The following is a 23,832-nucleotide window of genomic DNA, read 5'->3' as shown; positions in this document are numbered from 1 at the left end:
GAGTGTAGTCCCCCACGTCGTGGAGACGAAACGGCTGAACCGGCGAAGTGGTACCCGGGTACGACGTATTCGGCTCGGACGGAAGTTACGGTGGTAAGTCATGAAGATCCAGTCGAGCCACGTTAGCCTGCGCGATGTCGGGCTGGCTTTACTGCTTGTCACCTTCGGCCAGATAGGCCCTCTTACTAACGGCCCGAGCATCATCGATGGTGCGCTCGCTGTGTGCGCGGCAGCCGCACCGTTCACACGATGGCGGTGGCCTCTGCTCACAGTTGGTGTCGCTGTTGCACCGCTCGCAGCGTGCGCATTCCAACCCGAACTGCCGATTGGAACAGTGTCGGTTGTAGTCTTCACGGCTTATATCGCACGTCGCCACCTATCTTCGCCCCTTCGCGACTTCGCCACGGTGGCTCTGCTTAGCGGGGTAGTTATAGCTACGACGTTCATCTCCGCACCACTCGTCGCGATGCCATTCTCGCAGCGCGTGCCCTACATCGCATGGAGCGTGACTCTACTGGTCGTCGGACTACTCATGGGCGAGCTCCGACGCCGCGCGATAGAGACCGCAGAAAAGGACATGCAGTTCCAGCTCGAACGCCAGCGCGATGAATTCGAACGCGCCTCAGCGGAGCAGCGCGCTCACCTCGCCCGGGAGATCCACGACGTTGTGACCCATTCACTCACCGTCATTGTGGCGCAAGCCGACGGCGCACTCTACGGTTCCGACCGGGACGGTGCGCTGCGCACTATCAGCACTGTCAGTCGCGAGTCACTGCGTCAGATGCGCGGAGTAGTGGGGCTGTTGCGCGATCCAGATCCCCGCCCGCTTACGCCGTTATCGACGAAGCTCGACATCGACGAACTCGTCACAACCAGCCGCGCCGGCGGCCTCGACGTCAGCGTGAATGTCAGTGGCGAACAACCCACTCGACTCGATCCCGCTACTTCACTGACGGTGCACCGCATCGTGCAAGAAGCGCTGACCAATGCGCTCAAACACGGCGACGGGCACGCACACCTGACTGTGTCATGGGCCGCTGACGAGGTGGACATTCGCGTGGACAACCGGTTCGCGCCGGGAGCGCGACCCGGCCCCGGGCATGGCTTGCCTGGCATGCGCGAACGCGCGTCATTAATCAACGGCTCCCTCAGTTCCGCCCCTGCCGGTGGCAACACGTGGGTGATGAACGCTCGACTGCCTCTGAGCATCACCAGCGAGGTGCGCTGATGAAGATTCATTCCATTGGCCTCGTCGATGACCAAGCACTGTTCCTCCATGGCATCCGCAATGTCGTGAACTCGCAACCAGACATGGACGTCCAATGGATCGCCGGTAACGGCGAGGAAGCGCTGGCCGCGATGAGCGAACATCCGGTGGACATCGTGCTCATGGATGTGCAGATGCCTGTTCTCGACGGCATTTCTGGGACCCGCCAGCTTTTGAAACGATTTCCTGGTGCCAAGGTCATTATCCTCACCACCTTCGACGACGAGGATTATGTCATGGGCGGACTCGCCGCCGGCGCCAGCGGTTTTCTGCTCAAGGATGCGGAGCCCGAAACACTTCTCGACGCCATACGCACCGTCGCCACAGGTGATGCTGTGATTTCACCGCGGGCAACCAACCGGATCGTCGCCAAGCTCAGCGAAGCCCCAGCTGAAACCATTCCCCTCTCCACGGCCGACCGCCGCGCCATTCAAGAGTTGACTGAGCGGGAGCACGAGATCCTCATTGCGGTGGGACGCGGATGGACCAACACGGAAATCGCAGAAAGACTGTTCATCTCCATGCCGACGGTGAAAACGCACGTTGGCCGTGTCTTAATGAAGACGCATTCGCGTGACCGCGTGCATGCCGCACTCTTTGCCTACCGGACCGGGTTGGTCTCGCGCTCCGATTTGCTAGATTCCTAAGCCCTCATACCCGGGTATCACGCAGAAGATCGTGCCCCGCGCCGACGCGCACAGCCCCTGTCCTGCGGAAGCCTTGAGGGCATGGATACATCATCGATCATTGCAACACAGGGGTTAACAAAGACCTACGGTTCCACGACTGTCGTTGACTCCCTCAATCTCAAAGTGACAGCTGGCACCGTGCACGGTCTGCTTGGCCCGAATGGCTCAGGCAAATCCACGACCATGAAGATGCTTCTCGGACTTGTCACTCCAACTAGCGGTGAAATCAAGATCCACGGACAGCCGATGAATCGACAAACGCGGCAGCAGGTTCTCCGCGGTGTCGGCTCTCTAATTGAGGCGCCCTCGGCGTATCCGCACCTCACAGGCGGTGAGAACATCCAGATCGCCACCCGCCTGTTCGAGGCCGATCCAGTTCACACGCAGCGTGCAATCGAACTCGTGCGTCTGGGCAAGCACATGGACAAGCTAGTGAAGAACTATTCGCTCGGCATGAAACAGCGTCTCGGAATTGCGATGGCGCTCGTTCGGGACCCGCAACTTCTCATACTCGACGAACCCACCAATGGTCTCGACCCCGCCGGCATCGAAGAGATCCGTCAGCTCATTGTCAGCCTTTCCCGAGATGAAGGCCGCACGGTGCTCGTTTCCAGCCACCTACTTTCGGAAATAGAAAAGATGGCGACGAATTTGACCATCATCGACCGCGGCAGGCTCATCTTCCAAGGTTCGCAAGAGCAGCTTTACAACGCTCAACTGCCCGACCTCTTCATCCAAACCCCATCCGAGGACATCGCCGCAGATCTTCTGGCCGCGTTCCGACCGGTGCGCGGTGACAACGGGATTGAACTCGCTGGAGTAACCGACCAACAAGTTGCCGAAATCTGCGCCCGGCTTGTCGGCAACGGTGTGCCGCTTTACCAAGTTGTTCGTAAACGCCGCAGTTTGGAGGAAGTCTTCATTGGACTAACCGGAACGGAGGGGTTGAGCGCATGATAGTTGAAATCGCGAAACTGCGACGCACGAAAGTGATCCTGCTTGGATTGCTGACATCTATTGCAGTCCTGCTCTTCTCCTGCATAAATCTCTTCGCCGAAAAGTCCGTGGGCTACTTCTCAGCCTTTCCCGACAATGCTTGGGGCAGCCACCTGGTCGTCCTTGCCATCTCGCTGTCGCTGATGTCCCCGCTACAGCTTGCCCTCATTGCCAGCCGCGCTGTGGATACCGAACACGCGAGTGGAGGGTGGATGCTCAACGCGATGGCTGGTGTGCCAACCGGCTCACTTCTACGCCGCAAACTGCTCGTAACCGCACCGTTGGTCACCGCGTTGAAGACTCTCGAGTTCAGTTTGTCCTTTTCGCTTCCCATTCTGCTTGGGGCCCCGCTGCCTCCTAGACAAGCTGCCCTAGCGTGGTTTGGCTTCTACGCGGCCAGCGTGATCACGAGCATTCTCGTGCTTGCCGTGATGCTGATTCTCTCTGGCGTGACCGAATCCCAAGTCGGAGTGCTAGCGCTCGGAGTCGTCGGAGGTTTCCTCGGGGTTGGCGCGATGTTGTCTCCGCCGTGGCTCGCAGCGGTGAACCCATTCGGATACTTCGCGGTTACGACTCCCTACCGTTTCTCAGATTCGGGCATCTCCGCCACTGATCCAAGCTGGATGGCGTGGCTCGCGTACTTAACACTGATCACTGTCGGTTTCTTGGCGTTAACCTGCCGACTCAATAGAAAGGAAGTCTAGCCATGCAGTTGTACCTCAACGACATGCTTAAACTGCACCGCTCCTACATATGGACGGTCGTTCTAGGCGTGCCTTTCATTGCTGTCGCATTCGGAGCCGGCAACTACGCAGCCAACTTAGAGACTCTTGACCAAGGGTGGGACAGCTACTGGTCCCAAGCACTGCTGTTCTACGGAATGTTATTCATGGGCATGGGCATCGCCATTCTCACGGCGGCGGTGTGGCGGGTTGAGCATCGGGGCGGTAACTGGGCACCGTTGCTTACTTCACCGCGCTCTTACGCAGCTCTGATCACCTCTAAACTCGCCACCATCATGACGTTGACGATACTTATGCAGCTCGTTTTCTTGGTTCTAAGTATCGGAGCGGGCTGGTTGACGGGGCTTTCAGGGCCGCCGCCAGCAAGCCTGGTCGGGGCCGCGTTGTTCTCGCTCATACCAGCCGTCGCTGTCGCGTCATGGCAGTCGTTGCTATCGATGACAATCCGCAGCTTTGCAGTGCCAATCGCCATCGGGCTCGTCGCGAGCATAGTCGCATTCGGAGTTCTCTCCTCCGGTGCGCCGGGTATGCAGTTCGTCGTGCCCCAAGCTCTGCTCACGGACACAATGTGGCTGGGAAGCACCGCCGTCGTGTATGCAGGAGCGCTTGAAGTCGGCAGAATCCTGAAGGTACTCCTTGCCTCGATCGTTCTCGCGAGCATCGCCTGGGCGGCGGCTACCACGTATCTGCGCAGAACTGATGCGCGCCTGTAGTCTCGACCTTCATGGCCCACGACAGCGAATTCCATGAGATCGACACCGGCGTCGCGGAGATCGTTCACGAGCCGGACGGGTCGATGCTGCTCATGGTCAACGGGGTGCCCAGCTCGCACATTGTCCCGGGTGAGCCGGAGCGCCTTGACTTCGAGTACATGCGGTGGATCGCTGCGGCAGTGGAAACCAGGAGCTGGGAAAAGCCGCGGCTAACACATCTAGGCGGTGGGGGCTGCACGCTCGCGCGCTACTTCGCGCACGTGTGGCCGCATTCGCGCAACACGGTCGTGGAATGGGACATGGACTTGGCGGTGCTGGCACGGGAGAAGTTCGACATCCCGCACAAACCCGCAGTGAAAATCCGTGTCGGTGACGCCCGCGAAGAGACCGACGGTTTCGTCGACGCCAGCCGCGACGTGATCATCCGCGACGTGTTCGAGTCCGCGACCACACCGCGCAGCTTGACGACGGTCGAGTTCTATCAGGCCTGCTCACGTTCCCTCTCCGCGGACGGCCTGTACGTGGCTAACTGCGGCTCCCACGGCGACCTGAAGGAAGCGCGCGAGGAGTTGGCTGGAATGGCGGAGGTCTTCGAGCATCTGGCCGTGATCGCGGATCCGCCGATGCTCAAAGGGCGGCGGTACGGAAACATCGTGCTGCTCGGTTCAGCTGCGGAGATAGAAGAAACCCCCGAGCTGACCAAACGGTTGCTCGGGGGTGCTGTCCCGGCCCATTTCAAGGATGACTCGTGGGCGCGGAACCTCGCTGCTTCGGGGGCAGTGCGGCGGGATCCGCCTATTCGCTAGAACCCTGCTGATTGTTGGCGTTGTCCAGCAGGATGAGCAGGTCGCCGACGGAGTACTCGCTATCGAGCATCATGTTGTTCAAGTCCTCGACCGGCAGTTCGCCGTTCTCCACCTGGATGCGGGCGGTGTCGGCGATGTTGCGGGCGTCCTGGGCGTCGAAGCCGAATGTCTTCGCAGCGTCCTCCACCTGCTGGCCCTCCACAATGCCAGTGGTCAGACCCAGGATCGCAGCGACGAGTGCAGTATTGTTCTTCTCCAGCACCTCTAGCGAGTCAGAGATCTCGCTTTCGATCTTGGTGTCCTGGAACTGCTCGAGCACGCCGCCAGTGGCGTTCAGTTCGCCGGCGCTGAAGCGCGCGAACTGGCCCTGGTTGCCGTTGAACATATTGGTGTCCACCGGGGTGTTGATGCCGGAGATGCGGCCGTTGTCGGAGCGCTGCCAAATGTCCACCTTGTCCCAGCCGCCGACGGGACGCGGCGCCTTGTTCTGCCACGCCGCCAACCACAGCGGGTAGTTGGAGAACTCCTCTGTGCCCCCCATCTTCTCTTCCCAGAAGTAGCGGTAGGTGTAGATGATCGGGGTGCGGCCGGTCTCACTCTCCACGATCTGAAGGAAGGTGCGCGTCCAGTCCTGGAGCTCTTTAGGGCTCAGGTCCTCATCGACCTCAAGGTCGAGCACAGGCGGCAGCGCGGTCTGCGGGCCGGTGTTGACCACGTTGGAGAAGTGGTGCGCCTGGGCAGAGGCATCGCGCGCCGGGCGGGCGAAGTGGTACGCGCCGACGGAGAGGCCAGTGTCGGCCGCTTCCTGCGCGAACTTGTGGAAAGACTTGTCCGTGAAGTCCGTGCCTTCGGTGGCTTTAATGAAGGCGAAGCGCTGGTTGTCGCCCTTGACGGCGTTCCAGTCGATCGGGGTCTCTCCCCCGGTGTTCTGGTGGTTGGAGACATCCACGCCGTTGACGAAGTTGGCGTCGGTGTTGGCGTTGACCGGGCCGGCCACGAGCGCTGTGGCAAACAGGGCAACCGCACCGAAAAGGGCAGCAGGACGCAAGGATCGAGTCATCATAGGTGCAACGGTAAACCACAAACGTCACAAGATTCACATGCGACACGCAAATTTACCTGTGACCCATGAATTAAAACGTGGCGCGCTCAATGACCTCTGGGAGAGCAGCCACCACAGCGTCTACATCCTCTTGCGTTGTCGTCCGCCCAAGTGTGAACCGCAACGCGCCGTCAGATCCCACACCCATCGCCTCGAGCACGTGGCTGGGCTGGTTCACCCCACTGTTGCAGGCGGAACCGGTGGAAGCTTCGATGCCGAGGCCGTCGAGAAGCATGATCATTGCATCGCCGTTCGCACCGGGGAACGTGAAGTGGGCGTGCCCAGGAAGGGCGGGCTCGGTCGTCGTCACGCGTGCGGTGCTTATCTCTGCCGTGACACCGCTGACCAGTCGGTCTCGCAGTGAACTGACTCGCGCGCGTTCACTGTCCATCTCCCCGACGGCTTCTTTCAGCGCCGCCGCGGTAGCGATCGCAGATGCCGCGTCGACGGTGCCGGGGCGGATCCCGCGTTCCTGTCCCCCGCCGTGGATGACGGGTTCGAGCTTCGGGCTGCGGCGGGCAAGCAGAAGACCCACGCCACGTGGCCCGCCGAATTTGTGGGCGGATGCCGCCAGCGTGCTGAATTGGTGCGCGTGAAAGTCGACGGGTATATGCCCCACGACTTGCACCGCGTCGACGTGCACAGGAGTGCCGGCGGCCGTGGCACGCGCCGCGATGTCCTCTACAGGCTGGATTGCCCCGGTCTCGTTGTTCGCCCACATGCACGTCGCCAGGGCGGCGGGCTGATCGAGAATCTCGGTCGGCTCGACGTGGCCGGAGAAGCCGACCGGGAGTAGCTCGACATCAGCACCCGGCAGCTTTTCGACGGCTTCCCGCACCGCCGGATGCTCAATCCCCGTCGAGATGACGCGGTGGGACGGGCTGGCGTGGAACAACCCCTGTACGGCCAGGTTGTCTGCTTCCGTGCCGGATCCGGTGAAGATGACCTCGATCGGGTCAGCGCCGAGCAGCGCCGCAATAGTCTCTCGCGCCTCGGACAGGACAGCGTTCGCGGCGCGGCCGGAACCGTATTGCGAAGCCGGATTGAGTAGGTGGGCGTGCTCGGCCCAAGCATCCACCGCCACCTGCCGGATGGGCGTGGTGGCGGCGTGGTCGAAGTACCTAACGGCGGTTCTCAAGGGCCTTGATGAGCTCGGGAACGAAGTCCTCGATGTCGGCGACGACACCGATGTCCGCAATGGCGAAGATCGGCTCGTCGCGCTCCTGGTTCACAGCCACGATCGTTCCGGACGTCTGCATACCGGAGGTGTGCTGGATCGCACCGGAAATGCCCAGGGCAATGTACAGGTCCGGGGAGACAGTCGCGCCGGTCTGTCCGATCTGCGTTTCAGGGGCGGCCCAGCCCAGGTCGACGATGTCGCGGGTGGAGCCGGTGGCGGCGCCGAGCACGTCGGCCAGCTTTTCCACGTAATCGCTGTAACCCTCCTCCGAGCCGACACCGCGGCCGCCGGAGACGACCGTTGACGCGGTGGTGAGCTCCGGACGGTCAGCGCGAGCCTTCGGGGTGAAGCCCTTCACGGTCACATCGCGGTCGGTCTTGGCCGGCAGCGGCATAGGAGCAAGCTCACCCGCAGCCTCTTGCGGCTGCGCTTTCACGGAGCCGGGGCGCAGGGTGAAGATCGGGGTCTCTCCCCCGGCCACGGCGGTGGTGGTGTAGCTGCCACCGAAGATCTCGTGGTGGCCGGCTTTGTTCGTCTCGATACCGGTGACGTTGGCCAGCACACCGGCGCCGAGTCGCGCGCCGAGGCGGCCGGCGATCTCGTTGCCGGTCACCGTCGCCGCGATGACGATCGGCGCGGGGTTGGCGGCACCGAGGGCCTGCAGCGCGTCGACCTCAGGGGTGATCAAGCGCTCCTCGTAATCCTCCGTGGATGCATCGATGACCTGGGCGGCACCGAGGCGAGCGAGTTCTGGCGCAAGGTGCTCGGCGACGCCAGGTTTGCCAACGACCACGACGGACACGACCCCCAGGTCGCGGGCGGCGGTGATCAGCTCGCCGGTGATGGGACTGAGTTCACGGCCCGCTTCCGAGCCGGCGTGTTCTGCAAGTACGTACACGTGCATGATGTGGGCTCCTTAGATCAGGTTGCGGGCGGCCAGGTGCTCAACCACCTGAGCTGCGATGTCGTCGGCAGGGCCTTCCAGCAGCTCACCGGCAGTGCGCGGCGGCACCTCGGTCGCGCTGGTGACGGCGGTAGCGGACGGAACAGCCTCCAGGCCGATGTCGGCGGCGCTGTAGCGAGTGATCTCGTGCTTCTTGGCAGCCTTCATTCCCTTGAAGTTGGGGAAGCGCGGCTTGTCGGACTGCTCAGTGACGGCCACCACTGCCGGAAGCGCTGCTGCGACCTCCCAGGTTCCGCGCTCGTCATCGCGGGTGCCGTGGATCTGTTGTGCCTCGATGCGCAGGTTGTACGCCTGCGTCAGCGCCGGCACCTGGCGGTACTCGGCGAGCATGCCGGGCAGCACACCGGTGGAGCCGTCGGAGGACTGGTTGCCCATGATCACCAGAGAGAGATCCTCGATGGTGCTGAGCACACTGTTCAGGGCCCATGCAGTGGCGATGGCGTCGGAGCCGGCCAAGGAGTCGTCGATAAGCGAAATGGCGTCATCGGCGCCCATTGCGATCGCTTTGCGCAATGCTTCTTCGCAGCCCTCCGGCCCCATCGTGACGGCAATGACCTTGTAACCATCGTTTTCGTCGCGCAGGCGCAGGGCAGCCTCGACGGCGTATTCGCTGATCTCGTCGAGCACGTTGTCGGCGCTGGAGCGGTCGAGCGTGTTGTCGGCCGCGAGGGTCTTTGTCGACCACGTGTCGGGCACGTTTTTCACTAGAACGGCAATAGTGGACATGGGTGCGAGCCTAGCGCACACGCGCACCACATAGATATGCAGTGGCCGTGTCGCCGATGCGCGCGATGACCACCGCCATCGGTGTGCTGCCCTTGAGTTTCATCTTGTTGCGCAGCTGGTCAGGGTCAACATCGACACCACGCACGAGAATCTCCAGTGCGCCCGCACCATGAGCCTGCAGGGCCGGTTTCAGCTTCTTCAGCGGCACTTCCTCGATGAATGGAAATCCGGAGTGGTGCTCCGGCACACGATCGCCCGTGAGGAACGCGATGTGCGGATCGAGCATCGCCAGATCGTGCTTGGCCGCCCAGTGGCGCACCAGGCCAGCGCGGATGACGGCACCGTCGGGCTCGATAATGAAGCGCCGCGGCGTACCGACGTCCACAGCCTCCCCGGCCCCATCCGTGATCCGTTCGGTGAACCCCGGCTGGATCACCACTGCTTCCCGTTTCGCGGGGTCAAGGCCGGGAGTGTAGAGACAGGCTTCCTTCACGGCCCCGTTCTCGCTGACGATACTGACCAGGCCGGGCCACTGCGAATAATCGATGCCGGGTGCGCATTTGACGGCCATTTCGGCGTAGGGATAGGCCTCAAGCAGGTCCGGCAGCGGCGGGATGAGCTTAGCCGGGTCGGTGATCCGGCGTCCGTCCTTGCGCCGGGCGGGATCGGCGACAATGACGCGTCCTGGACCAGAGCCGCTGCACATCCGGCGCGTCGGGCCCGCACTGCTCGCGGGAGTGGTGACGGGATGCAGCGCATCAGCCACAGCCACATGCGGCCCCACGTTGTGGCGTGCCATGAGCACGCGCGAGAAGTCGATGTCTGTGCCCAGCCAATCCATGCCCTGCGCTGTGACAGCGGGGGCTTCGGTGCCGATGGAACACGTCACGTCGTGCACCAACGAAGCCCCGGCGCGGGCGATGCGCTCAGCGCGCACCTGGGCGACAGTGTGCGGGGTGGCCTGCTGAGCCGCATCCGTATCGGTCAGCCAGGATGCTGCGTTGGCTGCGTCGGGGAGCTTTGAAGCGAGCGCGCGCTGGGCGGTCACCAGTTCCATGACGGCGCGGGAGTGCTCGCCGAAGACAGGCTGGAGCCTCTGGCGGTCAGCAAGGACGGACTTCTTCGTCAGCTCCAACTCCCCCGCTGCGTCGGCGATCGCGTCGAGCCGGCTGGCGAGGAAGCGGACCTCCTCGGGGTTAAAGCTCAAATTTCTTGCCCATCCGGTTGACCGGGTTGGACTCGAACAGCTCCCGGTAGCGGGGAATGTCGACGGGGTCGCCGACAACCGCTTCAATCTCTTTGCCCTTGACGTTGTCCATGATTTCGTCGACGGAGGCGAATTCGGAGATGTCGTACAGCTGCGCCCAGGTCGACGGGGCGAAGCGGACAAGGCCTTGGCGCCACCCGTCAATGAGCAAGCTCGGCGGGAACCAGTTCGCATCACTTGCCTCGCCCGTGGCTACGTCAGGCTCTTGACCGTGCGGAAGCTCCGCGACGAAGGTGAATGTGTCGAACCACGTGCCTTTCTCGCTCTTGCCCACCCAGCGGCCAGAAGGTTTGAGCAAGGTCGCATCGACATCCAGGCCGGTTTCTTCGAGCACTTCTGTGAAGGAGAGTTCGTGGCTTTCCAACCGCTTGCGGATTTGGTGGAAGGGGCGGGCGTCTTGGAGGAGTTTGTCGTTGTCGTCGACAAGCAACAGCGTGCCGGTTTCCTCGAAAAGCTCACGCACAGCGGCGAACATGAGCGCATGGGCTTGGCGCGGCTTGACGTCGAGTTGCTTGGCCAAGTCGTGCACGCTACGGCCGGACCAGAGTTCTTTCGCGTCCTCCTTGTCGGCCGGGAAGTCGCGGATATCCACTCCACCGCCGGGAAAGACCGTCATACCGGGGTAATTGCGCATCGTGAGAACGCGCTCTTGCATCCAGACCTCTAAGCCCGCAATGCCGTCGCGCACGAGGATCACTGTGGCCGCCAAACGGCCGTAGTTGATCCCCTTCATGTCCTCCTCGTTGCGTGAGCCCATTATGCCCTCCGGTGCGCTCCAGCACGGCGGGTCCTGCGGGCGAAGAAACGGCCGTCTTCCTTCGTCAACGTGATCGGTTGGTGGTAGGCCTTCGTCAGGTTCTCACTGGTGAGAACGTCATCGACCAGCCCTTGCGCAACGACATCGCCTTCGCTGAGCAGCATCGCGTGGGTGAAGCCGTAGGGAATCTCCTCAACGTGGTGGGTGATCATCACGATCGCCGGGGCATCAGGGTCGAGCGCGAGATCACCCAAATACGCCACGAGATCCTCGCGGCCACCCAGGTCAAGTCCCGCTCCCGGCTCATCCATGATGAGCAGCTCGGGGTTGACCATGATCGCGCGCGCAATGAGGACGCGCTTCTTTTCACCGTCCGACAGTGTGCCCCAGCGGCGGCCCAGCAGGTGGAACGCGCCGACGTGGTCGAGGGAGTCGTGGACCTGCTCATAGTCCACCTCGCCGTACTCCTCGCGCCAGCGGCCCACAACGGCGTAGCCGCCGGAGAGCACGAGATCTTCCACCAGCTCGTCGGCGGGAACACGATCACCCAGCTCAGAGGTGGTCATTCCGATCACGGCGCGCAGATCGCGCATGTCCGTTCTGCCCAGCTGCTCCCCCAGCACGAAGGCGGTGCCTGAGGACGGATGCTCCTGGGCTGCCGCCATCCGGATCAACGACGTCTTTCCCGCGCCGTTGGGCCCGATGACGACCCACCGTTCATCCAGCTCAACTTTCCAGTCCACGGGCCCTACCAACACGTTGCCGCCGCGGCGGAAATCCACTCCGCGGAAGTCGATGAGCAGGTCTGGATCCGTCTGGGGTTCCTCTGGTCGATTCTGGGCAGTTTGATCAGTCACGCCCCCTATTGTGGCGTATTTTCCTGCCCGGTGGTGTGACCCTGACTTCGCTAGTGTGGGAGCCATGGCTATCGGACGCTTGGGTATCGACGATGTGAGGCCCCGCACCACCGACGGGGCACTACCGACGAAGGCAGTTGTTGGGGAGGTCGTGCCGATCTCCGCGCTGGTGTGGCGCGAGGGGCACGACGCTATCGCGGCGACAGTGGTGATCACTGCCCCGGACGGTTCGTCCCGCTCCGTGCTCATGACACCGGAGGAAAACCGCCCCGACTACTGCCACGCGGTGTTCACCCCCGATATGGAAGGCCTGTGGCGCTTCCGGGTTGAGGCTTGGTCTGATCCGGTGGCAACGTGGCGCAACGCAGTGACCAAGAAGTCCGCAGCAGGCCAGTCCGCCGAAGAGATGTCGAACGACCTCATCCACGGCGCTGAGCTTTTCGAGCGTGCAGCGGCCGAGGGCGATTCCTCCCGGCGCGAATTGCTCACCGCTGCCGCAACAGCCTTGTCGTCCGATGCACCGTTGCGTGAGCGTCTTGCCCCGGCGCTCGCCGACGATGTTGCCCAGTCCCTCCACTCCCGCCCCGTCCGCGACCTGATCACCCAGGGCCCGGAGTGCGAAATCCTCGTCGAGCGCAGCAAGGCCCTGTTCAGCTCTTGGTACGAGCTCTTCCCCCGCTCCACCGGCGGGTGGGATGAACAAGGCCGCCCCGTCCACGGCACTTTCGCCACTACTGCGGAGGCTCTGCCGCGCGTCGCCGCGATGGGCTTTGACACCGTCTACTTCCCGCCGATCCACCCCATCGGTGAAGTCAACCGTAAGGGCCCGAACAACACTCTGGTGGCTGAGGACGGCGATGTGGGCTCCCCGTGGGCGATCGGTTCCGTATTGGGCGGCCACGACGCGGTCCACCCGGAGCTGGGTACGACCGAGGATCTGCGGGCGCTGTTGGACCGGGCTGAAGAGTTGGGCTTGGAAATCGCGCTCGACTTCGCTCTCCAGGCCGCGCCCGACCACCCGTGGGCCGAGGAGCACCCTGACTTCTTCACCGTGCTGGCGGACGGCACCATCGCGTTTGCCGAGAACCCGCCGAAGAAGTACCAGGACATCTACCCCATCAACTTCGACAACGCCTCTGATGTCATCTACGAGGAAATCTACCGCGCGTTGATGACGTGGGTGGACCTGGGCATCACCACCTTCCGCGTGGATAACCCGCACACGAAACCGGTTGACTTCTGGCACTGGTTGATCGCCAAAGTCCACGAGACACACCCTGAGGTGATCTTCTTGGCCGAGGCGTTCACCCGCCCGCCGCGCCTGCTCGGCCTGGCCAAGGCCGGGTTCTCGCAGTCCTACACCTACTTCCCGTGGAAGACCACGAAGAAGGAGCTGACCGGCTTCGCACAAGACTGCGTGCGCTTCGCCGACATCTCTCGCCCGTCCTTCTGGGTGAACACCCCGGACATTCTCCAGGCGTTCATCCAGACCGGAAACCGCGCGGCGTTTGCCATCCGCGCCACCTTGGCATCGACCTTGAGCCCGCTGTGGGGCATGTACTCCGGTTTCGAGCTGTACGAGCACGAGCCGGTCGCCCCCGGCAGCGAAGAGTACCTGGACTCCGAGAAGTACCAGCTCCGCCCGCGCGACTTCGCTGGTGCTGAGCAGCGCGGGGATTCGCTCGCCCCGTACATCACGTTGCTCAACCAGATCCGCAAGGACCACCCTGCCCTGCAGCAGTTGCGCAACCTGCACTTCCACACCGCAGACAACGACCAGGTCATTGCGTACTCCAAGTTCGATGCAGCCACCGGCGACTGCATCCTCGTCGTGGTCAACCTCGACCCGACCTATCCGCAGGAGTGCAACGTCACGCTGAACATGGAGGCCCTCGGCTTGACACCCAGCGCCACGTTCCCGGTGCACGACCTCGTCTCTGGCGCCGACTACGAGTGGACCATGCGCAACTACGTGCGCTTGAGCCCGATGGAGAATGTCGCGCACATCTTCAGGCTCCCGCTTATCGATGCATCCCTGCGCGAGCGCCTCGCCTTCCGCGATCTCGCAGACGCTGACTACCGCCCCTAACGCTTTAAACCCCGACAAAGGACTACCATGACCTCCCCCGATCCGCAGCTGCTCATCCCCGAGGCAGACCGTCAGCGCCTGATCGAGTGCAAGCACCACGCTCCCCACGACTTCTACGGCTGGCACTCGACACCATCCGGCTCCGTGATCCGTGCCCGCGTGCTCGGCGCGACCGCAGTGGACGTGCTCATCCACAACCAAGGCCTGCCCATGACCCCCATCGGGGACGACATTTGGGTACTCGGGCTCGAAGATGACCTCGCGCCGGATTACCGCCTGCAGATCACCTACCCGGAGGGCGACCCGGTGATCACGGCGGACCCGTACCACTTCCTGCCCACGCTCACGTCGTTCGACCTGCACCTTCTCGGTGAGGGCCGCCACGAGCGCCTGTGGGAAGTCCTCGGCGCGAACCAGCACACCTACCACACCCCGATGGGCGATGTTTCCGGTACCTCGTTCGCTGTATGGGCCCCGAACGCACAGGGCGTTGCCGTCGTCGGTGACTTCTGCAACTGGAACCCGAACCAGTACCCGATGCGCACCCTGGGCTCGACGGGCGTGTGGGAGATCTTCATTCCGGACCTCGCGCCGGGCACCCAGTACAAGTTCACTGTCCAGGGTGTGGATGGTGTCGCACGCGACAAGGCCGACCCGCTGGCCAAGCAGACAATGACCCCGCCGGAGACGGTGTCGGTCATCGCCGGCGAGAGCACCTACGAGTGGCGCGATCACGAGTGGATGGCAGCCCGCCCGGGCATTGACGCTACGAACGCCCCGATGAGCGTCTACGAGTGCCACGTCGGCTCCTGGCGCGTCGGTTACGGCTACCGCGAGCTGGCCAAGGAGCTTGTCCCCTACTTGGTGGAGAACGGTTTCACCCATGTGGAGTTCCTCCCCGTTGCCGAGCACCCCTTCGGCGGATCCTGGGGGTACCAGGTCACCGGCTACTACGCACCGACCGCGCGCTGGGGCACCCCGGACGACTTCCGCTACCTCGTGGACACTCTCCACCAGGCCGGCATCGGCGTGATCGTTGACTGGGTGCCCGCGCACTTCCCGAAGGACGATTGGGCCCTGGGGCGTTTCGACGGCACCGCCCTCTACGAGCACCCGGACTGGCGCCGCGGCGAGCAGAAAGACTGGGGCACCTACGTCTTCGACTTCGGCCGCAACGAGGTGCGCAACTTCCTCGTGGCCAACGCTCTGTACTGGTTCGAGGAGTTCCACCTCGACGGCATGCGTGTCGATGCAGTGGCATCGATGCTGTACCTGGACTACTCCCGCGAGCCGGGCGAGTGGCTGCCCAATGAGTTCGGCGGCCGCGAGAACCTCGACGCAGTTCAGTTCCTCCAGGAGTTCAACGCCACCGTGCACCGTTCCCACCCCGGTGTGCTCACCATCGCCGAAGAGTCCACTGCGTGGCCGGGTGTCACGGCGCAGACCTCTGCCGACGGCCTGGGTTTCTCCCTGAAGTGGAACATGGGTTGGATGAATGACACCCTCGAGTACTTCTCCCTCGACCCGATACACCGCTCCTTCCACCACAACGAGGTCACGTTCTCCCTCGTCTATGCCTTCTCCGAGAGCTACGTGCTCCCCTTCTCCCACGACGAGGTGGTCCATGGAAAGGGATCCCTGTGGGAGCGCATGCCGGGTGATGAGTGGAACAAGGCCGCCGGTGTGCGCACCCTGTTCGGCTACATGTTCTCCCACCCGGGCAAGCAGCTGATGTTCATGGGCTGCGAGTTCGGCCAGCAGACCGAATGGGCTGAAGCCGGCTCCGTCAACTGGGACAACTTGCAAGACTGGGGCGCCGAATACCACGAGGGCATCCGCACACTCGTCCGCGACCTCAACCACCTGTACAAGGACACCCCGGCACTGTTCAGCCAGGACAATACCCCCATGGGTTTCCAGTGGATCAAGGGCGACGACGCAGAGCACAACGTCCTGGCCTACATCCGCTGGGGCGTGGACTCTGTGCCGGTGCTGGCCGTGGTCAACCTGTCCGGCGCCCCGCAGACGGATTACCGCCTTGGTCTACCCCGCGCTGGCGAGTGGGAACTCATCCTCAATACCGACGACGCGAAGTACAAGGGTGCTGGTAATGAGCTGCCGGACACTGTCGCCACCGAGGACCGTGAATGGGACACCTTCGAGCAGTCCGCAACCTTCCACATCCCGGCTATGAGCGTGCAGTACTACACGCTGCGGTAAGCGCGGGTGAGGTAAGCAGGGCGAGGGACGTGAGTTAACCCTCGCCCAAATGCTTTTCGACGCTAGCCACCTTGCCCTCAATCTGCCCCGTGTACCCAGGGCGGATGTCGGCCTTGATCACCAGCGACACGCGCGGAGACACTTCCTGCACGGCTTCAGTGGCGCGTTTGACCACGTCCATCACCTCGTCCCACTCTCCTTCGACGAGCGTGAACATCGCGTTCGTCTCATTAGGCAGACCCGAATCGCGCACGATTTTCACCGCGCGTGAGACCGCCTCAGACATCGCGGCAGTGTTGTCGGGAGTTTCGGTCGGGGCAACGGAGAACGCGAGAATCATGGCCCTAAGCTTAGCGGGATCGCTTATCTGCGCTCCCAGCAATGCCGGTGCCAATGCCTCCGGTCATCCCCTTGCCTGCCGGTGTCGCGCGGCCATGCGACGATATGCGCCACCCCGGGCGGAATGTTCTGATTGCAGCGGGGGCACACGTAGAACTTCGTCGCTGAGGCGGATCCGATATGGCGCACCAAGTAGATGTCCCCGTGCGGGCCTTCTTCCTCCCGCGTGCCCCAATAGGTGCCGCCGTCGCGAGGGAGGCTGCGGCCCGGCATGTACGCTCCCCTGTCGCGCCGATTTCTCCGTGGCATGGGCTGCTTCCTACCTCGCGGTCCTAGAACAGGCGCAGTTCGTTGGATTCGATGCCGCGCAGTTCGTCATAGTCGAGCGTGACGCACCGAATGCCGCGATCCTCGGCCAGTGTTTTCGCCTGCGGTTTGATCTCTTGCGCGGCGAACACGCCCTTGACAGGCCCGACGAGGCTGTCGCGGCCGAGCATGTCCAAATAGCGGCTGAGCTGCTCGACGCCGTCGATGCCGCCGCGGCGTTTAACCTCCACGGCGACCGCTATACCCTCGCCGTCGCGGGCCATGATGTCCACCGGACCGAGCGGGGTTGGGTACTCGCGGCGGACCAGGGTGAAACCGTCGCCCAGTGTAGTGATGTGCTCTGCCAAAAGCTCCTGGAGATGCGCCTCCACGCCGTCCTTGACCAACCCCGGATCGGTGCCCAAGTCGTAGGACAAGTCCTCGTGGATCTCTTCGAGAGTCACGCGCAGCTGCTCGCCCTTCGGGTTCTCCACCACCCACAACTGGGCCCCCGTGTCCTCGTCGTCGACGTCGAGAATCGGCTCTTCTGTAATCGTGCACGGCGGAGTCATCCAGTTCAGCGGCTTGTAGGCACGGTCGTCCGCGTGCACCGACAACGACCCGTCAGCTTTGATCATGATCAACCGGTCCGCCAAGGGCAAGTGTGCGTCGAGGCGGCCGACGTAGTCCACAGAGCAACGGGCAATAACGAGACGCATGGGTTCCAGCCTAGCGGGCTTAGGTCTGCGCCTTGAAAGCGCGGTTGCGCAGGTGCTCGATATCAGCACGCACATGGCGTTTATCCGGGGCAGACTCCAGCCATGAGATCAGCGCCATCGACGCATGGCACTCCGTGGCGAACTCGTAGTCGTTGCCATCCGCAGAAAAAAGAACAACCACCTCGACCCCGGGCATGAAATCCCGCTCGGTCTCAGTGGCTTTTCTGCGTCCCGTAATGGAAATGTCGCTGCGCGTGAGTACCTCATCCGCCCCGAAAGACAGGGAGCGCAGCTTGTAAAAGCGCATGTGGTCGCCGGAGTACGTGATCACGCCGTGGCGCCAACCGTGCGTCCCCTGCGCCGGTAGCACCCGGATCAGCGCCTGAGTGCCGTTGTTGCGCACCGTCAGAAACCGCCACACCGCCGCGCAGACGGCGATGACCGCCACCACGATAAGCAGGTACCCGACGATCTTCATAAAGAGCCAGTGTAACCGCCAGATTGTTCACAGTGAATAGACGAAAGTTTGACCACCCCCGCACGCAAAGGGTGAACCCCCGTCCAGACTGACCTGGACGGGGGTTCAACCCGATAAATCGCGAGTGCGCGTACTACGCGCTGCCAATGCGGCGAAGAGCAGCCTGCTCAGAATCGCGGCGCGCCTTCTGGGCCGGATCCTCGTCGTCGAACTGCTCGTTGCTGTCCACCTCAGAGGCGAACTTCGCGGAGTCAGCCAAGACGGTGACCTTGTTTCCCACCACGGAAACGAACCCGCCCTGGACAGCGGCGACGACTTTGTCGCCGTCGGCCGGGCTGATGGTCACTACACCATCTTCTTTGAGCTGGCCAAGGAAAGGCTCGTGGCCGGGCATGAAGCCGATCTCACCATCGGTGGTCTGGACGGTGACAATGGATGCCTCGCCGGACCACAGCATGCGATCAACGGAGACCAGTTCTGCGGTGATTTCAGCCATGAGCTTCTCCTACTTCTCTTGCAGCTTCTTGTACTGAGCTTCGACGTCCTCGAGGCCACCAAGGTTGTTGAAGGCCTGCTCCGGGTAGTGGTCGAACTCGCCCTCAGCCAGCTTGTCAAAGGCCTCGATGGTCTCCTCGAGCGGGACGTACGAGCCCTCGTCGCCGGTGAACTTCTTCGCAACGAAGAAGTTCTGGCCGAGGAAGCGCTGGATCTTACGAGCGCGCATAACGGTGATCTTGTCCTCTTCGGACAGCTCGTCCATACCGAGGATGGCGATGATGTCCTGCAGCTCCTTGTTCTTCTGCAGGATGTTGATCACCTTCTGAGCGACACCGTAGTGGCGCTCGCCGACAATACCCGGCTCCAGGATGCGGGAGGTCGAGGTCAGCGGGTCCACAGCCGGGTAAATACCCTTCGAGGCGATGGAACGCGACAGCTCGGTCGTCGCATCCAGGTGGGCGAAGGTCGTCGCCGGGGCCGGGTCGGTGTAGTCATCCGCAGGCACGTAAACGGCCTGCAGGGACGTAATCGAACGGCCCTTGGTGGAGGTAATGCGCTCCTGGAGGACACCCATCTCGTCGGCAAGCGTCGGCTGGTAGCCCACAGCGGACGGCATGCGGCCGAGCAGCGTGGACACCTCAGAACCTGCCTGGGTGAAACGGAAGATGTTGTCGATGAACAGCAGCACGTCCTGGTTCTGCACATCGCGGAAGTACTCCGCCATGGTCAGGCCGGACAGGGCCACGCGCATACGAACCCCCGGCGGCTCATCCATCTGGCCGAAGACAAGGGCGGTATCCGGAAGGACGCCCATGTCCTCCATTTCCAGGAAGAGGTCCGTACCCTCACGGGTGCGCTCGCCGACACCGGCGAAGACCGACGTACCCGAGAACTCGCGAGCGATACGGGTAATCATCTCCTGGATCAGAACGGTCTTACCCACACCGGCACCGCCGAACAGGCCGATCTTTCCGCCCTTGACGTACGGGGTGAGCAGGTCGATGACCTTAATACCGGTCTCCAGGATCTCGGTCTTACCCTCGAGGTCCTTGAACTCCGGCGGCTCACGGTGGATACCCCAACGATCGCCGTCCTTGCCCACAGAAGGATCATCCAAGCACTCGCCGAGCGCGTTGAAGACGTGGCCCTTAACCTGGTCACCAACCGGAACCGAAATCGGGTTACCGGAGTCGCGGACCTGCGCGCCACGGACGAGGCCATCGGTCGGAGCCATGGCGATCGTGCGGACAAGGCCGTCGTTGAGGAACTGTGCCACCTCGAGGATGACAGTCTTAGCCACTGCATCGAGCTCAATGTCGACCTCGAGTGCGTTGTAGAGTTCAGGCAGCTCGCCGCGCGGGAACTCCACGTCGACGACTGCACCGATGACGCGGACGACGCGGCCGTTATCCGAACCAGCCGGCTTGCGCTCATCAGCGGAAGCCTGGTTGGCGGCACCGGAGGCTGCGACGTTGTCCTCAGCCCCGGTCGGCTCGTCGTTACGCTCATCGTGAGATAGAGCTGTAGTCATGATTTAGTCACTTTCTCCGCTACCGGACAACGCTCCAGCGCCGCCGATAATCTCGGTGATTTCCTGAGTAATTTTTGCCTGACGCAACTGGTTGGCTTCACGGGACAGCCCGTTAGCCAACTCCGTCGCGTTGTCCGTCGCATTCTTCATCGCGGTACGGCGCGATGCAGACTCCGCCGCCGACGCCTCCAGGAAGATCGAGTAGAGCGTCCTGGACACGTACGCTGGGAGAAGGCTCTCCATGAGCGTCTCAGCGTCCGGCTCGAACTCCATGTCCGGCATGGTCTCGCCTGACGTGGTGAACAAGTCCTCTTGCTCGAACTCGACGTCCTCGAAGACGGGCTCGATGGGCAGCAGCTGGTGAGCCGTTGCCTCTTGCGACAGCATGGAGACGAACTTGGTGTAAACCACGTGGACCTGGTCGAAGCCTCGAATGGCCTGGCCTTCCGGCGCGCGGATGCCCTCGCGCCACTTGACCTCACCTTCCGAGGTGGCTTCAAAACCGCCGACCATGTGGTGGCGCACGTCGTGCGTACCCTCCCACGTCGGGTCCTGGGACCAACCAGTCCACTCCCCCGCGATCTCCTGATCACGGAAGTCGTAGTGGGTCACACCCTTGCCGCCGGTGACGTAGCGGACAACCTCGTAGCCGGCGTCGCGGAGCATGCGCTCCAGCTCGCCAGCCTTCTTGAGCACGTTGTGGTTGTAACCGCCGGCCATACCGCGGTCAGAGGTGACCACCAGCATTGCGGCGACCTTGGCGTTTTCGCGCTGGCGAAGCATCGGGTGGTCCAGGTTGGTCGCAGCGACAAGCCGCTCCATGACATCCTGCATCTCGTTGGCGTACGGCTGAGCCGCCTCCACGCGACGCTGGGCCTTGGTAATGCGCGATGTTGCGATCAGTTCCTGGGCTTTGGTGATCTTCTTTGTCGAGTTGACCGACTTGATGCGGTCACGCAGTTCGCGAAGTGTTGCCATAGTGTGTGCTCCTCCTCTCTCTTAAGTCGTGTTTCTCTAGGTTCTTTAGCCCAGAACAGCGCGAGTCTGAACTAATCCTTCTTCTGCGACTTGTGAGAGACGTTGAGCTGCTGCTTCGAGATGTCGCTCTCGTCCATAGCATCAGCCTCCGGCTCGCGCACGACACGCTCGCCGCCGGAGGTCTGGAAGTTCTGGGCGAAGCTCTCGTTGACGCGGGCCAGGGTCTCCTTCGACTCGTCGGACAGGGCTGCGCCGCCGTCGACCTGCTCGTAGACCTCAGGGGCCTCAGCGCGGATCGTCTCGTGCAGCTCTGCCTCATAACGGCGGACATCTTCGACGGGAACGGAGTCGAATGCGCCCTCGTTAGCGAGGTGGATGGAGATGATCTGGAACTCGACCGGCTGGGGGGAGTTCTCCGGCTGCTTCAGCAGCTCGACGAGGCGCTGGCCGCGCTCGAGCTGGCGCTTGGAAGCGTCATCCAGGTCGGACGCGAACGCTGCGAAAGACTCGAGGTCGCGGTATGCGGCCAAGTCCAGACGGAGGTTACCCGCGACCTTCTTCATGCCCTTGGTCTGTGCGGCACCACCGACACGGGAGACGGAAATACCGACGTCAATGGCCGGGCGGACACCCTGGTTGAACAGGTCGGACTGCAGGAAGCACTGACCGTCCGTAATTGAGATGACGTTGGTCGGAATGAAGGCACCGACATCGTTCGCCTTGGTCTCGATGATCGGAAGGGCCGTCAGAGAGCCGGCGCCGAGCTCGTCGTTAAGCTTGGCAGCGCGCTCCAGCAGACGGGAGTGCAGGTAGAAGACGTCACCCGGGTATGCCTCGCGGCCCGGCGGGCGGCGCAGCAGCAGCGAGATGGCGCGGTAGGCCTCAGCCTGCTTGGTCAGGTCATCGTAGACCACCAGAACGTGGTTGCCCTGGTACATCCAGTGCTGGCCCAGAGCAGCACCGGCGAACGGTGCCAGCCACTTGAAGCCTGCGGAGTCGGATGCCGGAGCGGCAACGATGGTGGTGTACTCGAGTGCGCCGTGCTCCTCGAGGGTGCGGCGCACACCAGCAATGGTCGAGCCCTTCTGGCCGATGGCAACGTAGATGCAGCGGACCTGCTTCGTCTTATCACCGGACTCCCAGTAGGCCTTCTGGTTGAGGATGGTGTCGATGCAGACCGCAGTCTTACCGGTCTTACGGTCACCAATGATCAGCTGGCGCTGTCCGCGGCCGATCGGCGTCATGGCGTCAATCGCCTTGATGCCGGTCTGCATCGGCTCCTCAACCGGCTGACGGTCGAGCACGCCTGCTGCCTGAAGCTCGAGCACACGCTCTTCGTCAGCCTCAATCGGACCCAGGCCGTCAATCGGCTGGCCCAGGGGGTTGATCACGCGGCCGAGGAATGCCTCCCCGACCGGGATGGACAGGACCTCACCGGTCCTGGAAACTTTGTCGCCTTCGTAGATCGTCTCGAAGTCACCCAGGACCACCACGCCGACGGTGTCGGTGTCGAGGTTCTGTGCGACGCCGATGACGCCGTTGGAGAACTCAAGCAGCTCGTTGGTCATGCAGCTCGGCAGCCCGGAAACCTGGGCAATACCATCTGCAGCCGACGTCACCACGCCGACCTCCTCACGGGAGGCCTCCGCGGAGTAGCTCGAGGTGTAGTTCGCTATCGCGCTACGGATCTCATCGGAGGAGATCGTCAGCTCCGCCATAATCTTTCCTGCTCTCGGTAGATTCTTCCAGCAATTTCGTTTTAGTAAGCCGTGTTGGCTGCCATGTCGGCACGCATGCGCTCAAGTTTTCCGCGCGTGGAGCCGTCAATGAGTTCATCGCCAACGCGGATGGTCACACCGCCGAGGAGGCTGGGGTCAACCTCAGTGTGAATGGCCATCTCGCGGCCGTAAATCTGTCCAAGCTTTTCTGCCAGTGCCTCGCGCTGAGAATCAGTCAGCTCAGTTGCAGCGGTCACTGCCGCAAACTCCCGACCTGTCAGTTCGGCCGACTCGCGTGCGATGCCTGCGATGTCGTCGACCGGGTTGTCCTCTGGGCGGCCGACCACCTGCAGCGCCAACGCCTCGGTGTACATAGACACCTTGCCGTAGAGCACGCTGGCCAAAAGCTGACGCTTCTGGTCCGTGGTGGCGGTGCGGTCAGACAGCAGCTGGGTGAGTTCGCTCTCGCGCTCAAAGAGACGAGACAGCTGGAAGAGCTCGGATTCGACCTCGCCCAACTTGTTCTCGCTCTCTGCGCCGCGCAGGAGTGCCCTGCGGCCCAAGTGCACGAGTCCCTCACGGAATTCGCGCGGGGCGGACCACTCGCGTGCGCTTGACTCGCGCAGCACCTCAAGCGTTGCTTCAGCGACCTTGCCGCTGAAGATGTCGCTCATGATGCCAACACGCTGCTCTTCGGCGAGCGAAGAGTCAGCCACGGCGATGCGCAGCGCACGGTTCTTGTCCAGCTGGTCCACAACAAGGAACAGCTCGGTGCCCACCTGGGCTGCGACGGATACGGACTCGCCTGCGTCGGCTTTGTCGCGGATGATCGCGTCCAGTTTCTCTGCGACGGCCGACTGTGCTTCGCGGCTAGCTGCTCTCATCGACG

24 protein-coding genes are annotated in these 23,832 nt (G+C 62.7%); 8 read left to right on the top strand and 16 right to left on the bottom strand.

What is annotated here, in order from left to right:
- Positions 1-100 precede the first annotated feature (100 nt).
- The 6 genes from KBX19_RS03015 to KBX19_RS02990 all read left to right on the top strand — a co-directional run bounded on the left by KBX19_RS03015 (position 101) and on the right by KBX19_RS02990 (position 5,214).
- The gene (locus tag KBX19_RS03015; RefSeq protein WP_255997341.1) at positions 101-1,228 is read left to right on the top strand and encodes a sensor histidine kinase; all 1,128 of its coding nucleotides are present in this window, start codon (positions 101-103) and stop codon (positions 1,226-1,228) included.
- Positions 1,228-1,914 (top strand): response regulator transcription factor, encoded by a 687-nt coding sequence (locus tag KBX19_RS03010; protein WP_255997340.1) that lies wholly within the window; start codon positions 1,228-1,230, stop codon positions 1,912-1,914. Before KBX19_RS03015 ends, KBX19_RS03010 begins: the two co-directional genes overlap by 1 nt.
- An 81-nt stretch (positions 1,915-1,995) precedes the next feature.
- Entirely contained in the window at positions 1,996-2,913 is a 918-nt protein-coding gene (locus KBX19_RS03005; protein ID WP_005290508.1) for an ABC transporter ATP-binding protein, read from the top strand.
- Positions 2,910-3,656 carry an ABC transporter permease gene (locus KBX19_RS03000; RefSeq protein ID WP_005290510.1) on the top strand — a complete coding sequence of 249 codons (747 nt, stop codon included), beginning with the start codon at positions 2,910-2,912 and terminating at the stop codon, positions 3,654-3,656. The genes KBX19_RS03005 and KBX19_RS03000 overlap by 4 nt, the downstream gene beginning before the upstream one ends.
- A gap of 2 nt (positions 3,657-3,658) precedes the next feature.
- Positions 3,659-4,408 (top strand): ABC transporter permease, encoded by a 750-nt coding sequence (locus KBX19_RS02995; RefSeq protein WP_005290513.1) that lies wholly within the window; start codon positions 3,659-3,661, stop codon positions 4,406-4,408.
- Positions 4,409-4,419: 11 nt separating this feature from the next.
- Positions 4,420-5,214: a spermidine synthase gene (locus KBX19_RS02990; protein ID WP_255997337.1), complete on the top strand. Its 795-nt coding sequence runs from the start codon at positions 4,420-4,422 to the stop codon at positions 5,212-5,214.
- Here KBX19_RS02990 and KBX19_RS02985 read toward each other — a convergent pair.
- The 7 genes from KBX19_RS02985 to KBX19_RS02955 all read right to left on the bottom strand — a co-directional run bounded on the left by KBX19_RS02985 (position 5,204) and on the right by KBX19_RS02955 (position 12,067).
- Positions 5,204-6,277 carry a glycoside hydrolase family 25 protein gene (locus tag KBX19_RS02985; protein ID WP_005290518.1) on the bottom strand — a complete coding sequence of 358 codons (1,074 nt, stop codon included), beginning with the start codon at positions 6,275-6,277 and terminating at the stop codon, positions 5,204-5,206. The two genes, KBX19_RS02990 and KBX19_RS02985, sit on opposite strands and share 11 nt — an antisense overlap.
- A 70-nt stretch (positions 6,278-6,347) precedes the next feature.
- A complete protein-coding gene (locus KBX19_RS02980; RefSeq protein ID WP_005290520.1) occupies positions 6,348-7,454 on the bottom strand; it encodes a cysteine desulfurase family protein in 1,107 nt (368 codons plus the stop codon).
- Positions 7,438-8,403 (bottom strand): electron transfer flavoprotein subunit alpha/FixB family protein, encoded by a 966-nt coding sequence (locus tag KBX19_RS02975; protein ID WP_040423771.1) that lies wholly within the window; start codon positions 8,401-8,403, stop codon positions 7,438-7,440. Before KBX19_RS02975 ends, KBX19_RS02980 begins: the two co-directional genes overlap by 17 nt.
- Positions 8,404-8,412: 9 nt before the next feature.
- Positions 8,413-9,186, bottom strand: a complete 774-nt coding sequence (locus KBX19_RS02970) for an electron transfer flavoprotein subunit beta/FixA family protein (RefSeq protein WP_255997334.1) — start codon at positions 9,184-9,186, stop codon at positions 8,413-8,415.
- A 10-nt stretch (positions 9,187-9,196) separates the two neighbouring features.
- Positions 9,197-10,393 carry a hypothetical protein gene (locus KBX19_RS02965; RefSeq protein WP_005290525.1) on the bottom strand — a complete coding sequence of 399 codons (1,197 nt, stop codon included), beginning with the start codon at positions 10,391-10,393 and terminating at the stop codon, positions 9,197-9,199.
- Positions 10,383-11,210, bottom strand: a complete 828-nt coding sequence (locus KBX19_RS02960; RefSeq protein WP_005290527.1) for an NUDIX hydrolase — start codon at positions 11,208-11,210, stop codon at positions 10,383-10,385. The genes KBX19_RS02965 and KBX19_RS02960 overlap by 11 nt, the downstream gene beginning before the upstream one ends.
- Positions 11,210-12,067, bottom strand: a complete 858-nt coding sequence (locus KBX19_RS02955; RefSeq protein ID WP_255997325.1) for an ABC transporter ATP-binding protein — start codon at positions 12,065-12,067, stop codon at positions 11,210-11,212. Before KBX19_RS02955 ends, KBX19_RS02960 begins: the two co-directional genes overlap by 1 nt.
- Before the next feature lie 64 nt (positions 12,068-12,131).
- Here KBX19_RS02955 and KBX19_RS02950 point away from each other — a divergent pair, with 64 nt between their 5' ends.
- Together KBX19_RS02950 and glgB are read left to right on the top strand one after the other, a co-directional pair.
- Entirely contained in the window at positions 12,132-14,156 is a 2,025-nt protein-coding gene (locus KBX19_RS02950; RefSeq protein ID WP_255997323.1) for a maltotransferase domain-containing protein, read from the top strand.
- A gap of 27 nt (positions 14,157-14,183) precedes the next feature.
- On the top strand, positions 14,184-16,376 hold the full coding sequence (gene glgB, locus KBX19_RS02945; protein ID WP_255997321.1) for a 1,4-alpha-glucan branching protein GlgB: 2,193 nt from the start codon (positions 14,184-14,186) through the stop codon (positions 16,374-16,376).
- Positions 16,377-16,410: 34 nt separating this feature from the next.
- Here the strand turns inward: glgB and KBX19_RS02940 are convergent, their stop codons facing one another.
- From KBX19_RS02940 to KBX19_RS02900, 9 genes are all read right to left on the bottom strand, one after another.
- Positions 16,411-16,716: a thiamine-binding protein gene (locus KBX19_RS02940; protein ID WP_005290533.1), complete on the bottom strand. Its 306-nt coding sequence runs from the start codon at positions 16,714-16,716 to the stop codon at positions 16,411-16,413.
- A 23-nt stretch (positions 16,717-16,739) separates the two neighbouring features.
- On the bottom strand, positions 16,740-17,024 hold the full coding sequence (locus KBX19_RS02935; RefSeq protein WP_255997319.1) for a hypothetical protein: 285 nt from the start codon (positions 17,022-17,024) through the stop codon (positions 16,740-16,742).
- Between the two features lie 23 nt (positions 17,025-17,047).
- Entirely contained in the window at positions 17,048-17,740 is a 693-nt protein-coding gene (gene nucS / locus KBX19_RS02930; RefSeq protein ID WP_005290536.1) for an endonuclease NucS, read from the bottom strand.
- 19 nt (positions 17,741-17,759) lie between these two features.
- On the bottom strand, positions 17,760-18,218 hold the full coding sequence (locus KBX19_RS02925; RefSeq protein ID WP_005290537.1) for a DUF2550 domain-containing protein: 459 nt from the start codon (positions 18,216-18,218) through the stop codon (positions 17,760-17,762).
- A 133-nt stretch (positions 18,219-18,351) separates the two neighbouring features.
- Positions 18,352-18,714, bottom strand: coding sequence for a F0F1 ATP synthase subunit epsilon (locus tag KBX19_RS02920; protein ID WP_005290538.1), 363 nt, complete (start codon positions 18,712-18,714; stop codon positions 18,352-18,354).
- A gap of 9 nt (positions 18,715-18,723) precedes the next feature.
- Positions 18,724-20,247, bottom strand: a complete 1,524-nt coding sequence (atpD, locus tag KBX19_RS02915; protein WP_005290540.1) for a F0F1 ATP synthase subunit beta — start codon at positions 20,245-20,247, stop codon at positions 18,724-18,726.
- A gap of 3 nt (positions 20,248-20,250) precedes the next feature.
- Complete coding sequence (locus tag KBX19_RS02910; RefSeq protein ID WP_005290542.1) at positions 20,251-21,225, bottom strand: F0F1 ATP synthase subunit gamma; 975 nt, start codon at positions 21,223-21,225, stop codon at positions 20,251-20,253.
- A gap of 71 nt (positions 21,226-21,296) precedes the next feature.
- A complete protein-coding gene (gene atpA / locus KBX19_RS02905; RefSeq protein WP_005290544.1) occupies positions 21,297-22,943 on the bottom strand; it encodes a F0F1 ATP synthase subunit alpha in 1,647 nt (548 codons plus the stop codon).
- 41 nt (positions 22,944-22,984) lie between these two features.
- On the bottom strand, positions 22,985-23,827 hold the full coding sequence (locus tag KBX19_RS02900) for a F0F1 ATP synthase subunit delta (RefSeq protein WP_255997317.1): 843 nt from the start codon (positions 23,825-23,827) through the stop codon (positions 22,985-22,987).
- Positions 23,828-23,832 lie beyond the last annotated feature (5 nt).

This window comes from Corynebacterium sp. CCUG 71335 (genome assembly GCF_024454075.1).
In the GTDB taxonomy this organism is placed as follows: domain Bacteria; phylum Actinomycetota; class Actinomycetes; order Mycobacteriales; family Mycobacteriaceae; genus Corynebacterium; species Corynebacterium genitalium.
This window is presented reverse-complemented; position numbering and strand designations above follow the sequence as displayed.